The sequence below is a fragment of the Glycomyces sp. NRRL B-16210 genome (genome assembly GCF_000719515.1).
In the GTDB taxonomy this organism is placed as follows: domain Bacteria; phylum Actinomycetota; class Actinomycetes; order Mycobacteriales; family Micromonosporaceae; genus Glycomyces.
This window is the reverse complement of sequence record NZ_JOGR01000008.1, coordinates 164515-178172: the sequence shown is the minus strand read 5'-3', so window position 1 is coordinate 178172 and position 13658 is coordinate 164515. Positions and strand designations below refer to the sequence as shown.

General features: G+C 69.1%; 13 protein-coding genes and 1 tRNA gene. 9 read left to right on the top strand and 5 right to left on the bottom strand.

All coding sequences use genetic code 11. From position 1 onward, the window contains the following. Positions 1-423: 423 nt before the first annotated feature. A complete protein-coding gene (gene obgE, locus IF12_RS0113310; protein ID WP_030158957.1) occupies positions 424-1887 on the bottom strand; it encodes a GTPase ObgE in 1464 nt (487 codons plus the stop codon). A gap of 114 nt (positions 1888-2001) precedes the next feature. Between obgE and IF12_RS0113305 the strand changes: the two genes are divergently transcribed. Further along, a tRNA-Lys gene (locus IF12_RS0113305) sits at positions 2002-2077 on the top strand. 83 nt (positions 2078-2160) lie between these two features. Here IF12_RS0113305 and IF12_RS26215 read toward each other — a convergent pair. Further along, positions 2161-2913, bottom strand: coding sequence for a hypothetical protein (locus IF12_RS26215; protein WP_030158955.1), 753 nt, complete (start codon positions 2911-2913; stop codon positions 2161-2163). Positions 2914-3089: 176 nt separating this feature from the next. On the opposite strand from IF12_RS26215, the gene phoU reads away from it, so the two are divergent. The 4 genes from phoU to pstA all read left to right on the top strand — a co-directional run bounded on the left by phoU (position 3090) and on the right by pstA (position 6972). Continuing rightward, the gene (gene phoU / locus IF12_RS0113295; RefSeq protein ID WP_030158953.1) at positions 3090-3737 is read left to right on the top strand and encodes a phosphate signaling complex protein PhoU; all 648 of its coding nucleotides are present in this window, start codon (positions 3090-3092) and stop codon (positions 3735-3737) included. Between the two features lie 218 nt (positions 3738-3955). Further along, positions 3956-5011 carry a phosphate ABC transporter substrate-binding protein PstS gene (pstS, locus tag IF12_RS0113290; protein ID WP_051704358.1) on the top strand — a complete coding sequence of 352 codons (1056 nt, stop codon included), beginning with the start codon at positions 3956-3958 and terminating at the stop codon, positions 5009-5011. A 72-nt stretch (positions 5012-5083) separates the two neighbouring features. Further along, positions 5084-6079: a phosphate ABC transporter permease subunit PstC gene (gene pstC, locus IF12_RS0113285; RefSeq protein WP_369807701.1), complete on the top strand. Its 996-nt coding sequence runs from the start codon at positions 5084-5086 to the stop codon at positions 6077-6079. Continuing rightward, positions 6076-6972, top strand: a complete 897-nt coding sequence (gene pstA, locus IF12_RS0113280) for a phosphate ABC transporter permease PstA (protein WP_030158947.1) — start codon at positions 6076-6078, stop codon at positions 6970-6972. The genes pstC and pstA overlap by 4 nt, the downstream gene beginning before the upstream one ends. A 66-nt stretch (positions 6973-7038) precedes the next feature. On the opposite strand, the gene pstB is transcribed toward pstA, so the two are convergent. Further along, entirely contained in the window at positions 7039-7932 is an 894-nt protein-coding gene (gene pstB, locus IF12_RS0113275; RefSeq protein WP_081913570.1) for a phosphate ABC transporter ATP-binding protein PstB, read from the bottom strand. Positions 7933-8123: 191 nt separating this feature from the next. On the opposite strand from pstB, the gene IF12_RS0113270 reads away from it, so the two are divergent. Continuing rightward, positions 8124-8507: a phage holin family protein gene (locus tag IF12_RS0113270; RefSeq protein WP_030158943.1), complete on the top strand. Its 384-nt coding sequence runs from the start codon at positions 8124-8126 to the stop codon at positions 8505-8507. A 70-nt stretch (positions 8508-8577) separates the two neighbouring features. On the opposite strand, the gene IF12_RS0113265 is transcribed toward IF12_RS0113270, so the two are convergent. Beyond that, on the bottom strand, positions 8578-9015 hold the full coding sequence (locus IF12_RS0113265) for a hypothetical protein (RefSeq protein ID WP_030158941.1): 438 nt from the start codon (positions 9013-9015) through the stop codon (positions 8578-8580). A gap of 535 nt (positions 9016-9550) precedes the next feature. Here IF12_RS0113265 and IF12_RS27235 point away from each other — a divergent pair. Next, entirely contained in the window at positions 9551-9967 is a 417-nt protein-coding gene (locus tag IF12_RS27235) for a DUF397 domain-containing protein (RefSeq protein ID WP_369807700.1), read from the top strand. Positions 9968-10075: 108 nt separating this feature from the next. Here the strand turns inward: IF12_RS27235 and IF12_RS0113255 are convergent, their stop codons facing one another. Further along, positions 10076-10954 carry a helix-turn-helix transcriptional regulator gene (locus IF12_RS0113255; protein WP_030158938.1) on the bottom strand — a complete coding sequence of 293 codons (879 nt, stop codon included), beginning with the start codon at positions 10952-10954 and terminating at the stop codon, positions 10076-10078. A gap of 385 nt (positions 10955-11339) precedes the next feature. Between IF12_RS0113255 and IF12_RS0113250 the strand changes: the two genes are divergently transcribed. After that, positions 11340-11681, top strand: coding sequence for a hypothetical protein (locus tag IF12_RS0113250; RefSeq protein WP_133884184.1), 342 nt, complete (start codon positions 11340-11342; stop codon positions 11679-11681). A gap of 155 nt (positions 11682-11836) precedes the next feature. Then, positions 11837-13597 carry a serine/threonine-protein kinase gene (locus IF12_RS0113245; protein WP_051704350.1) on the top strand — a complete coding sequence of 587 codons (1761 nt, stop codon included), beginning with the start codon at positions 11837-11839 and terminating at the stop codon, positions 13595-13597. Positions 13598-13658: the final 61 nt, after the last annotated feature.

Sequence of the window (13658 nt, the reverse complement as noted above, 5' to 3'; positions counted from 1 at the left end):
TTCTACGGGACACCAAGCAAGTGCCCCAAGGAAAAGACAGTCAAAAACAGTACCGACCAAACCAACCCGATACCTAGACCGAGCCAATCCGACCAGCCCACACGCTGACCATCCAAACACCCTGTTGAGTTCTCAAACAACACGCCACAACCAGATTGAAACCTCTTAGAAGTTCCGTCTCCGACCGGAGCGGCTCCAGTAACTTACCAGACCGGTTTTCGGGCCGTATGCGGCCCCCGATCGATTCGTTCGGAGTTTTACCCTTTTGGTTTTGGGCCAGGGCCTTTCGGCTTTCCTGTCCGTTTCCCCCTCGGGCAAAGACAAATTTACGCGACTGGAAACCGGGGTTCGCAAGGGGGGTGCGTGCTCGGCGCCACACCCTTGCGAACCCCGCGTTTTCGCAGTTCAGTTCGCGAATGGGCGTTAGCGCTTGCGGCGCTTGCCCCTCGCTTCCTCTTCTTTCGCGACCCGATCGAGCAGTTCTGCGCGGCGCTCCTTGCGGTCGGCGAGGCGTTCGTCGGCGCCCTTGCGGTCACTGACTTCGAAGCGGGCGTCCGTTCCCCGCGGCCCGACGGTCGCAACGATGTCGGGATCGGTCGGCTGCCACTCGAACTCGAACTCGGCGATGCGCACGATCGAGCCGGGGACCGCGCCCTGCTTCACGAGTTCGTCTTCGACGCCGAGCTTCGCGAGGCGGTCGGCGAGGTAGCCGACGGCTTCCTCGTTCTGGAAGTTGGTCTGCCCGATCCAACGCTCGGGCTTGGCGCCGGTGACGACGAACTCGACGTCCCCCTCGAAGGCCGGCTTGACCTTCTCGATGCTGAAGCCCGAATCGTCGACCGCTCCCGGGCGGATCACCGCTCGGGTCGCCTCGATCGGCGGCTGCGCCGCGCGGTACTGCTCCACCTCCTTGGCGAAGGCGAAGTTCAGCTCGCGCAGCCCTTCCCGGCTCACCGCGCTGACGAGGTAGACGGGCCAGCCGTACTTCTCCAGGTCGCCCCGGACGTACTCGGCGAGCTCGCGGCCGTCGGGGATGTCGACCTTGTTGAGGACGACGATCCGCGGGCGGTCGGCGAGACCGCCGTACTCGGCGAGCTCGTGCTCCAGCGCGTCGATGTCGGAGACCGGGTCGCGGTCGGATTCGAGGCTGGCGCAGTCGACCACGTGGGCGAGCACCGCGCAGCGCTCGATGTGCCGGAGGAACTCGAGCCCGAGGCCCTTGCCGGCGGCCGCGCCCGGGATGAGGCCCGGGACGTCGGCGATGGTGTAGGTCGTCTCCCCCGCGGACACGACCCCGAGGTTCGGGGTCAGCGTCGTGAAGGGGTAGTCGGCGATCTTCGGCCGGGCGGCCGACATCGCGGCGATGAGGGACGACTTCCCCGCGGAGGGGAAGCCCACGAGGCCGACGTCCGCCACGCTCTTGAGTTCGAGCGTGACGGCGAGCTCGTCGCCCGGTTCGCCGAGTTCGGCGAAGCCGGGCACCTTGCGCTTGGAGCTGACGAGGGCGCGGTTGCCGCGGCCGCCGCGGCCGCCCTGGGCGACCGTGATCTCGGTGCCGTCGCCGGTCAGGTCGGCCAGGATCTCGCCGCCCGAGTAGATGACGGTGCCATTGGGCACGGACACGCGAATGGACTCGCCGGTGGCGCCGTCCCGGTTCGAACCCTGGCCGTGCCGGCCGTTGCCGCCCTGGAGCCGGGTCTGGAAGTGGAAGTCCAGCAGCGTGTGGACATTGGGGTCCACGACGAAGACCACATCACCCCCGTGGCCGCCGTTACCACCGTCGGGGCCGCCCAGCGGCTTGAACTTCTCTCGGTGGACCGACACGCAGCCGTTGCCACCCTTGCCGGCAACGACCTGGAGATTCACTCGGTCTACAAAACTTGTCACCGGTCAAGCCTAGCCACCGCGAGGACCCCCGGAGACGGTGCCCGCGGCACATGCTAAAGTTTCTCCTCGTGCGAGAGACACCGTCGGCAACCGACGGCCGAACTCAATCATCAAGCGCCGCTAGCTCAACTGGCAGAGCAGCTGACTCTTAATCAGCGGGTTCGGGGTTCGAGTCCCTGGCGGCGCACCACACAGAGGTCCTGGTCACAGGGCCTCTTTTGGTTTCCCCGGAAAGTCGCGTTCCCGAGCCCGGCGCGCGCCGGGCCCATCGGGCTATTTGTACTCGGCGAACATCGCGTCGCACTGGATGAGGAAGTCCTCCAGGGCGGCCAGCGCGGTCTCATTGTCGATCGAGTCGTCGTACCAGGCGACGTACGCGTTCACCTCGAGGCTCTCGAGGGCGACGTGCACGTTGACCGTCCGGTAGCTGGAGTCGCCGCTGGAGTAGAGGCTTCCGGCGTCGCCGATCGCGGTGTAGTCGCTGTACTCGTAGCCGTTGTCCTCGTTGTAGTAGTCCTCGTCCGACTCGATGTACGGGAGGACGTCCTCGAGGGACTCGTAGTCGTAGATCCGGATGCTCAGCGTCTCGTAGTCCTCGGTGTAGAAGGTGCACGAGAGCGAGGCGAGGCCGCCGGAGTTTGAGGAGGAGACGTAGTTCTGGGACGGGTCGAAGGTGCCGAGGGCGTCCTCGAAGGCGGTCATGTCGAACGCGTCGCAGGCGTCGGCGTCGAGTGCGACGGTGGCGGTGTCGCCGCCGTCGGTGCCGCCTCCGCTGTCACCGCCGGTGTCCCCGCCCGTGTCGCCGCCGTCCTCGCCGGTGGTGTCGACGCCGTCGCCGTCGCCGCCGCCGTCGGCCGAGTTCGAGCCGGCGGTCCGCTGCACGATCAGGAGGACCACGGTCATGAGGATGATGAGGATGATGAGGAACGCGCCGCCGATGAGCCACAGGTTGTTCTCGCGCTGGCGCGGCGGCCCGGGCTGGCCGAACGGCGGGGTGGGGTAGCCCGGTTGCGAGGGGTAGGTCATCTCGGTCCGCTCCTGGGAATCGATCGTGCTTGACTTCACTGTAACGCCGATCGGCCCGAGTCGTTCGCCCGGAGTTTCCCCATTCGCGCGGTCCGCGCGGGGGCGGCGCCGCATAGACTGGTCGTGCCCACTACGCTGCGCGCATCCAGCCCTTCCGACCCCAGGATTGGTCCAATATGGTCAACGTTTTCCATCAGCACCTCGCCGAGCTCAATGAGCTCCTGGTCGACATGGCGCGACGCGTCGGCGATGCGGTCGAGCAGGCCGGCGCGGCGCTCCTGGAGACCGACACCGCGGCCGCCGAGTCGGTGGTCGCGGGCGACGACGAGGTCAACGCGCTCCAGTTCCGCGTCGACGACCGGATCGTGGAGCTGATGACGCAGTACGACCCGGTGGCGACCGACCTGCGGTTCATCCTCGGGGCGGTGCGGATCTCGGTGGACCTGGAGCGGATGGGCGATCTGGCGAAGCACGTGGCGAAGTCGGTGCTGCTGCGGGCGCCGGTGCCGGTGGTCCCCGATTCGCTGCGGGCGGACTTCGCGGCGATGGGCGCGGCGGCGGCGCGGATATCGCAGAAGCTGGTGGGGATCCTCGCCGAGCGCGACTACCTCCAGGCGACGCAGATGAGCTTGGACGACGACGAGCTGGACGCGATCCAGCGGCGGATCCACGAGCAGTTGCCGAGCCTGGGCTACGGGCCGCAGACGGCGGTGGACGTGGCGCTGCTGGCGCGGTTCTTCGAGCGGTACGGGGACCACGCGGTGCGCATCTCGCATCAGGTCGTGTACCTCGTGACCGGAGACGTTCACCTCGACCGTTCATAACGGTCTGGTCACAGCCGGGCCGAGGCCCGATTAAACTGCCTGTTCACGGGGTTGCCTCCGGCGGGCTCTACGGCACTGTTGCGAATCGCGCTCAGGCGTTCACCTTGAGTTCAACTCCAAGTCAGCGGGTGAACACCGGGTCTGGCTTTGATTGCTGCGGACAGTGAAGAAGCAGCCCGGCCGACCGCCGGGAGACGGAGTAGAGACCAGTCGTGAACATGAAACTGAACCGCAGAGCCATCTTCGGCGGCATCACCGCCGGCACCCTCGCACTCGGCCTGGCGGCCTGCGGCGGTGGCAGCGACGACGAGAACGGGTCCGACGGCGACCTGGCGTCCGGCGAGATCAACGCCTCGGGCGCGAGCTTCCCCGACGCCTTCTACGCGGCCGCCATCGAGGCTTACGCCGAAGTGAACCCCGACCTCATCGTGAGCTACAACCCGACCGGTTCGGGCACCGGCAAGTCCGAGTTCGGCGAGGGTCTCAACGACTTCGCGGGCACCGACTCGCTGGTGAAGGACGAGGAAGTCGAGCCGGGCACCTACCAGTACCTCCCCACCGTGGCCGCCCCGATCACCGTGGCCTACAACCTGCCGGAAGCGGGGGACCTCCAGTTCGAGCAGGAGACCCTGGCCGCCATCTTCCAGGGCGACATCACCACTTGGAACGACGAGGCGATCGCCGCCGCGAACCCCGAGGCGGACCTGCCGGACACGGCCATCACCCTCGCGGTGCGCTCGGACGGCTCGGGCACCACCACGAACTTCTCGAAGTTCCTCGACGAGGCCACCGACACCTGGACCCTGGGTTCGGGCGACACCATCGAATGGCCGGGCAACTCGATCGCCGGTGAGAAGAACACCGGTGTCGCCCAGATCATCCAGGACACCGAGGGTTCGATCGGCTACATCGACCTGGCCGACGCCACCGAGGTCGGCCTCGTGACCGCCTCGGTCGAGAACGCCGAGGGCGCCTTCGTCGCCCCGACCCTCGAAGGCGCGACCGCCGCCCTCGACGGCGCCGAGCTCAACGACGACCTGTCGTACAACCCGCTCAACGCGGCCGGCGCCGAGTCCTACCCGATCACCGCGCCCACCTACCTGATCATCCACACCGAGTACGAGGACGCCGAGACCGCCGCCGGCGTCAAGGAGTTCATCACCTTCCTGCTGACCGACGGCCAGGACCTCGCCGCCGACGCGCACTTCGCGGCCCTGCCCGAAGGGCTGCGCCAGCAGGCTCTCGACGCGCTGAACTCGACGATTGCCGACTAGGAATCCGGACCCGATGACCCCACCGGCCCAGGCGCCGCTGGGGTTGTCGGCCGTTCCACTGACGAAACCGGAGTGAGAACCTTGACCGCTACGGCAACCCCCGAATCCCCCGGCGACGTCGACCTCGGCGGGGAGGCCCGCGCCCGCCAGGCCGACCGGGGCTTCCGGGCCCTGGTGACCCTGGCCGGGCTGACCGTCCTCATCGTGCTGGGCCTGATCCTGGTCACGACGTCGGTGCGCGGCTGGCCCGCGTTCCGCCACGAGGGCCTGCTCGGCTTCGTGCTCGGCACCCGCTGGGCGCCCAACGACGCCGTGTTCGGCACCTTCCCGCTGCTGTACGGCACGCTCGTGACCTCGCTGATCGCGATGATCATCGCCGTGCCGGTCTCGATCGGCATCGCGCTGTTCATCACCGAGGTGGCCCACCGCAACACCCGCAAGTACATCGTGACGGTCATCGACCTCCTCGCCACCGTGCCCTCGGTGGTGTTCGGCCTGGTCGGCGTCCTGGTGGTGGTGCCGGCGATCACCCCGGCCTACCAGTGGATCGCCGACGTCGTCGCCCCGATCCCGGGGTTGAACGCGATCTTCAACGAGACCAACACCGGCCGCAACTACATCACCGCGAGCCTGATCCTGGCGATCATGGCGATCCCGATCATCACCTCGATCGCCCGCGAGGTCTTCGCGACGGTCCCCGAGACCGACAAGCAGGCCGCGTACGCGCTCGGCGCGACCCGGTGGGAGATGGTCAAGGGCGCGATCCTCCCCCACTCCTTCGGCGGCCTCGTCGGCGCCTCGATGCTCGGCCTGGGCCGGGCGATGGGCGAGACCATCGCGGTCGCCCTGGTCATCGGCGGTTCGGTGTCGATGGCCGCCAACCTGTTCGAGCCGGGCAACACCATGGCCGCGCTCATCGCCCAGCAGTGGGGCGAGTCCTCCGGCCTGCACACCGACGCGCTCATCGCCATCGGCGTGGAGCTGTTCGCCATCACCGTCATCATCAACTTCCTCGCCCGCCTGGTGGTCCGCCGCGCGGAGATCAAGATGAAGGGGGCCCACTCATGACGAGCCTCGACACCGCCACGCCCCCGGACCTGTCCGGGCGCAACCTGTCCAAGCGGCGCGCGTTCGCCAACCGCACGGCCACGATCCTCATCGGCCTGTGCGTGCTCATCGCGGCCCTGCCGCTGATCCTGGTCGCGTGGGAGGTCCTCTCGCGCGGCAGCTCGGCGATGAGCCTGGGCTTCCTGCTCGACGAGATCCCGCGCAACTACCGCACGGCCGGCCCGGGCATGGGCCCGGCGATCGTCGGCACGCTCGTGGTCACCGGCATGGCCGCGCTCATCGCGATCCCGATCGGCGTGCTCGGCGCGGTCTACCTCAACGAGTACGGCAAGAACCGGCCGCTGGCGAGGTTCATCCGGACGATGGCCGACGTCATGACCGGCGTGCCCTCGATCGTCATGGGCCTGTTCATCTACGTCTCGTACGTGATCGTCATCGGTGAGAAGAACGGCTTCGCCGGCTCCCTGGCGCTGGCGTGCCTGATGCTGCCGATCGTGATCCGCTCGGCCGAGGAGATGCTGCGGCTGGTCCCCGACGAGCTGCGCCAGGCCTCCGCGGGCCTGGGCGCGCGCAAGTGGCGGACCACGCTGACGGTGGTGCTGCCGACCGCGTCCTCGGGGATCACCTCGGGCGCGCTGCTCGCGGTGGCGCGCGCGGCCGGCGAGACCGCGCCGATCATCGTCACGGTGGGCCTCACCTACGTGTTCAAGCCCGACCTGTTCTACGGCGAGAACACGACGCTGGCCGCGCAGATCTACCGCAACGCCACCCAGCCGTTCGAGGCCTCGCAGGAGCGGGCCTGGGGCGCGGCGCTCACCTTGATCGCACTGGTCTTCCTGTTCACGATCCTGTCGCGGATCATCTCGTCGCGCTTCGCGATCGACAAGCGCTGACGCGCCACGCACTGGTCTCATGCGAAAGGGCCCCGCCGAGAGGCGGGGCCCTTCCTCGTTCGCGTCCTAGCCGAAGCGGCCGGTGACGTAGTTCTCCGTGCGCTCGTCGGAGGGGGTCGTGAAGATCCGCTGGGTGTCGTCGAACTCGACGAGCACGCCGGTGCGGGTGTCGCTGACCTCGTTCACCTCGGTGGAGAAGAACGCGGTCTTGTCGGACACCCGCGCGGCCTGCTGCATGTTGTGCGTGACGATCACGATCGTGAACTGCTTGGCGAGGTCGACCATGAGCTCCTCGATGCGGGCCGTGGCGATCGGGTCGAGCGCCGAGCACGGCTCGTCCATGAGCACGACCTCAGGCGAGAGCGCGATGGTCCTGGCGATGCACAGGCGCTGCTGCTGGCCGCCGGACAGGGCCAGGGCGCTCTGCTTGAGCTTGTCCTTGACCTCGTCCCAGAGGGCGGCCTTCTTGAGCGAGTCCTCGACGATGCCGTCGCGCTCGGAGCGGGCGACGCCGTGGATCTTGGGGCCGTACGCGACGTTGTCGTAGATGGACTTGGGGAAGGGGTTGGCCTTCTGGAAGACCATGCCGACGCGGCGGCGGACCTCGACCGGGTCGACGCCCTGCGCGTAGATGTTCTTGCCGCGGTAGGAGACGACGCCGTCGACGCGCGCGCCGGGGACGAGGTCGTTCATGCGGTTGAGCGAGCGCAGCAGCGTGGACTTGCCGCAGCCCGAGGGCCCGATGAGCGCGGTGATCTCGTTCCGGGCGACGGTGAAGCTCACGTCCTTGACCGCGCGGAAGTCGCCGTAGTAGACGTTGACGTCCCTGATGTCGAAGACGGCGGCGCCGTAGCCGCCGGGGGCCCTCCGGGACGCGGACCGGGGTGCCGTGCCGTTCCGTCTGGTGTCGGCCGGGCCTGGCACGATGCGGCCGATCGAGGGCGGTGCCGGGTCGCTCATGTTCTCTCCTTCTGCCGGGGGTGGGCATAGCAGCGCAGCGGGACTGCCGCGAATATAAGCCCGCCGGATGGCATCGGGTGCGAACTCGGGTGAACGCGCCGTGAATGCGAAGGCCCGGCTCAGTCTCGTCCAGGTGTGCCGAACTTGACGGAAACTGGACGGCGGGGCCCGCGGGCGGCGATACTGGCGCCATGAGAATTCTGGTGCGGCTCCTCTTGACGGCGCTGGCGCTGTGGATCGCCGCCGCCCTCGTCGGGGGCATCTGGCTGTACGGCGACTCCACGTTCGCGAAGTTCCTGTCCCTCGTCGTGGTCGCGGTGATCTTCACCGTGGTCAACACCTTCGTCAAACCGATCGTGATGATGGTCGGCTGCGCGTTGTACGTGCTCACCCTCGGCCTGTTCGGCCTGGTGGTGAACGCGCTCATGTTCTGGTTGACCGGCTGGCTCTCGGAGCAGCTCTCGCTGGGCTTCCACGTGGACGGCTTCTGGTCGGCCTTCTGGGGCGCGATCATCGTCTGGCTGGCGATGTGGATCATGGACCTGCTCTCGCCGACGAAGAAGGTCGACGACTAGCGACGGCAGGGCTGAAGGCGACGCGAAGGGGGCGGCTCGAAGGAGCCGCCCCCTTGTTCGCTCGCCCCGTTCAGAACGGGCGACCGGTGGCCGGGCCGGTCGAGATGTCGCTGACGTTGTCGTCGCGTTGGGACGCCTTGTTCGTTGCTGCGGCGTTGAACGGCATCGGGCCCTGCGGTCCCGGTGCCTTGCCGAGGCGTCGGCGCATGATGTTGAGGTTGTGCAGCCCGGCCAGCGCGTAGGTGCGGATGCGCGCGAACTGCTTGGTCTTCTTGGCGGTCTTGAGTTTCTCGACCGCGTTGTAGTGGAGCTTGCGGGCGCGGTCGAGTGCCGCGGCCGCTTCGGTGTCGCCGACGGAGACCGGTGCGATGTGGAGCTGGTTGCCGAGCAGTTCGGTCCAGGCCTCGGCATCGGTCTTGGCCCGGGCTTTTCGGCGGCGCCTGGTCTCTACCGCGGCTCGGAGACCGAGGACCGCGGCGAAGATGAGGACGATCGCGACGATTGCCACGAACGCGATGGCAGAGGTTTCAATGGCGTCTTTCATCGTCACCCCCCGTGACCAGTGTTGTTGTTGCTTGTACGAATATTATTCCATTCCGGCGCGGCAATTGTGAAAGTCCCCCGGGTCCGGGCGAATCCTAGAACTTTCCGAGAAATGCCGCGCAATGACCGCCGACGTGCGGGGCGGTTGTGAACCAGGGGTACCCAATGGGGCGCGAATCGATTCGGGCCGAGGCGATATGGGCCGCGGCGGCGCCTCCTTGAGGCGGGCGTTGCGGGGCAACATCTTCGCAACGAATCGGTGATCCGACGGTCTCGGCCCGCGACCTCGCGGGTGTTCCAGCGCACTCGAATCACATGCGAAGATGCGCATGTCGGCATCGGAATGGGGCGAAGATCGCCAGGCTCCGGCACGCGCGGGCGTCAACGCGGCGCGCTCGACACACCCGATGGGGTGAACGAGGTTCACGATCTTCGTCTGTGGACTTTGGCTTCGGGGAGCGAGGCGGCGACTGCGCGCCTCGCGCCCGAACGCGGGGCCGATGCGGCAGCGGCGCCCGACGACGCCCGGCGGACGCTGGTCGAACGCTTCGGCGGCGCGCACGCGACCGTCCAAATCGAGCCCGGGAGTCGGGGCCGTGCCTTCGGCGCGCCCGCTCGGCGGCGCCCGTCAGGGCGTTGTCCGGAACCTGATAGTGACGGATAGTCGACGTTCGCCTTGCCTTGCGCTCGTTAAGGTAAACACCGTCCTGGGGACTCGAATGCTCCTTGGAAGGAGGAGATCCATGTTGACCCACACATGGAGGAAGAGCAGCAGGTCAGGCCCCAATGGGGCCTGCGTTGAGGCCAGGCTCGCCGAGGCGGCCGTGGAGATCAGGGACACCAAGCTGACGGTGAGCCCTGTCCTGCGCGCCAGCCGAGCCGATTGGCGCTCGCTGCTGCGGACATCCGGCAGGTAAGAGGACGGGGTGAGGGGGCCGCCATGGGGAGGAACTCATGGCGGCCCCCTCGCGTCCGGAGCGGGGTCCGCGCGCTCGCGGGCGAAGGCCCGCGGCGCCGGCGGGCCCTCAGAGCGACTTGAGGTGCTGGGCCTGCTGCTCGATGAACTCGAGGCTGCGGCCGGGGTCGAGCGCGGCCGAGCGGAGGTAGCCGAAGATCTCGTGGAAGGGCTGCACGTCGTCGCCCTCCTCGTAGACGTCGCCGTTGTGGCCCTCGATGTAGACCACGTCGGGGTGGCGGTAGCCGGGGTCGACCTCGCCTTCGAGCGGGCCGAAGCCGAGGATGGTGAACGAGGAGAGCATCCCGGGGTAGGCGCCGCCCTCGAAGGGCAGGACCTGGAGGTGCACGTTCGGCAGCGAGCCGAGTTCGAGCAGGTTCTGGAGCTGGTCGATCATGACCTTCGGGCCGCCGAGGACGCGGCGGACGGCGGCCTCGTCGATGACGTTCCAGATCTTCAGGTCGCCGCGCAGGCGCTGCTGGCGCTCCATGCGCAGTTCGATCCGCTCCTCCATGAACCGCTGCGACTGCTCGGGGACCATGCTGAAGGTCGCCTTGGCGTATTCGCGGGTCTGCAAGAGGCCGTTGATGATCAGCCCGTCGTACAGGTTCAGGCTGGAGGCGTCCTGCTCCAGCCCGATGTAGGTGGCGTACGGCGGTGAGATGGTGTCGGAGTAGCGGGCCCACCAGCCGCGCTTGCGGCCGTCCCGGGCCAGGCGCACGAGCTCTTCGACGAGATCGGGGTCGTCGACGCCGTAGACCTCGACGAGGGCCTGGACGTCGCGGGGCTTGATGCCGACGCGGCCGAGCTCCATGCGGTAGATCGTGGAGCTGGTGACCTCCAGGGCGTCCGCGGCCTCTTCGGCGGACCTGCCGGAGAGGTCCCGCAGTTCGCGGAGGATCTTCCCCGCGCGGCGGCGACGGACGGTGGGGCTGCCGCTCGAAGGCATCGCCTTGCCTCCCAACTTCCTCGGCAGATCGCTGTCAGTGTTGTCGTTCGATGTTCCCATTTGACACCCTGATCTCTCCGGAATCGGTGAGGACGCTCCGCCAGGGGAGGACTTCCGGCCGCTCACCCGGTCGCGTCGACGGCGCTCACCTATCGGTTCGCGAGCGTCACCTGGGGCTGGAATCGCCACCCGATCCGGTTATACCTCTTGCATCCAAAATCTGCATGTGCAATTCTACTCTACGGAGGGGCTACCCGCCTCCTTCGACTGTACCGATTCGACACCGCGACTCGGCATCGACCAAGTCCAACCCGGACCGGAGCGCCCGTTTTCCTTGGGCGCCAAAAGGTTCGGTCCGACTCGAAGACCCGAAAGGCAGCCCGCGTTGCGCAGTCCGTACACACTCGACAATCCTCCGCCCGAAGTGCCGCCCAGCGACGTGCTGGTGCCGAGCCTCTGGCGCGTCCAGGTGCGCTGGTGGAATCGGCACACCCCCGCGCTCGACCAGCGGGGCGTCAAGCACCCGGTGTGCGGGCACTGCGGCCAGTCCTGGCCCTGCCACTCGTGGGCCTGCTGGGACGGCCAGCTCGGCCAGGCGGTCGGACCGCGCGCGCACGAGGCCGCGCCCGTCGAGGCCCCCGAGCCCGAGGCGGCGGCCGACCTGCCGACGCCCTCGCGCGCCCTGGCACTGAGCGGGGTGCTCGCCGCCAACGCCGCGAAGGCCTAGCGGCGCCGCGCCGTGTCACGCTTCACCCTTCGGGCCCAAGTTCGCCCGATCCAGCGCGTAGCCTCAGCCGCCGCCGGTCGTTAGACCTTGGAGATGATCCGACTCTAGGCGAATTTACGGCTTGCAAGCTTCGCCGCGAAGGGGAAAGCCGCGCGATGCTGAGCACTCGCAATCTCAAGGCAGGCGACGTCCTGGACGGGCGGTACCGGCTCGAACGCCGTATCGGCGGCGGCGGCATGGGCGACGTCTGGGAAGCGACCGACACGGTCCTGTGGAGGACGGTCGCCGTCAAGGTCCTCCTCGCCGACCTCGTCGACGACCGCGGGTTCCGCGAGCGGTTCCGCCGCGAGGCCCGCGCCATCGCCGCCATGCAGGGGCCCGGCGTCGTCGAGGTGTACGACTACGGCGAGACCGAGGACGAGGACGCCCAACTCGCGTACCTGATCATGGAGTACGTCGACGGCAAGCCGCTCTCGCGCCTTCTGGGCCTGTGGGGCAAGCTCGGGGCCGCCGACGCCATGCGCGTGGTCGGCGGCGTCGCCGAGGCGCTCCAGGTCGCCCACGGCGCCGGGATCGTCCACCGCGACATCAAGCCGGGGAACATCCTCGTGCGAGGCGACGGCTCGGTCGTCCTGGTCGACTTCGGGATCGCCCACGCCAGCCACAACCTCACGCTGACGACCACCGGGGTGGTCCTCGGCACCGTCACCTACATGTCCCCCGAGCAGGCCGCCGGCGAGAACCTCACGGCGGCCTCCGACCTGTACTCGCTGGGCGTGGTCGCCCACCAGTGCCTGGCGGGCTCGCCGCCGTTCCGCGCCGACACCCCGCTCGGGGTGCTCTCGGCCCACCTGCGCAACGCGCCGCCGCCGCTGCCGGCCGCCGTCCCGTTCGAGGTCGCCGAGATCGTGCGGCGCTCGCTCCAGAAGTCCCCCGCCGACCGGTGGCCCGACGCCGCCGCGCTCGCGGCCGCGTGCCGCGAGACGCGCGAGACGCTGCTGGCCCGCACGAAGGTCGCGGCGGCCCCGGGCGCGGCGACCCGCGTGTCACCGGCGCAGACCCCGCAGGGGGCCGCGTCGACGCTGTTCTCACCGGCACCGGTCTCGCCGGTGCCGCTCTCGCCGGTGCCCTCCGACCCGGATCGGGCCGATGCGGCCCCGGGCCCGCGCACCGGCGCGCACCGGCGCCAGCCCTCCAGGGCCGTCGCCCGCGTCGGACCGGTCACCGGCGGGCACACGCTGCCGCCGCTGACCGGCGCGCACGCGGCCCCGCCGCCACCGCCGGCCGCGGCCCCGGAAGCGGTCGAGGAGCGGCCGCGGCGGCGCGGCCTGTGGCTCGCGCTGGCCGGGACCCTCGCGGCGGTGGCCGTGGTCGGCGCGATCGCCATGTCGCTGCCGTGGCACGACCAGAACGCGACCGGGACGCTGCCGGAGACCGAGACCGGCGCCGACGGCGCCCAGCTCCAGGGCCAGGAGGGCGACGACAACGGCTACTGGGTCGAGGACGAGTCCGGCGGCGCGGCCTCGCCCGGCCCCAGCGCCGCGGCCTCGGCCGACGAGGCGACCTCGCCCGTCGCGGGGCAGTCGCAGTCGCCGGACGCCTCGCAGAGCCCGAGCGACTCGGGCACGCCCACCGAGAGCGCCACGCCCTCGCAGGCCGAGCAGTCGACGGTGCCGAACGTGGTGTTCCACACCGAGTCCGACGCCCGCTCGCGCATCGAGGAGTCCGGGCTGAACCCCGTGGTCGAGTACGAGGGCGAGGGCGAGCGCCGTTGCAGGGTCGTGCGCCAGCACCCCGCGGCCGGCAGCGAGGTCGACTCCGGGACCACCGTCCAGGTCATCGTCCGCCGCGCGGCCGACGCCGAGGCGTGCAGGGCCGAGTCGGACGAGACCACCGGCCCGAGCGAGGGCCCGTGAACGGGCACTGAAACGCGACGAAGCGCCCGGCGGCCATCGGCCGCCGGGCGCTCGTATTCTC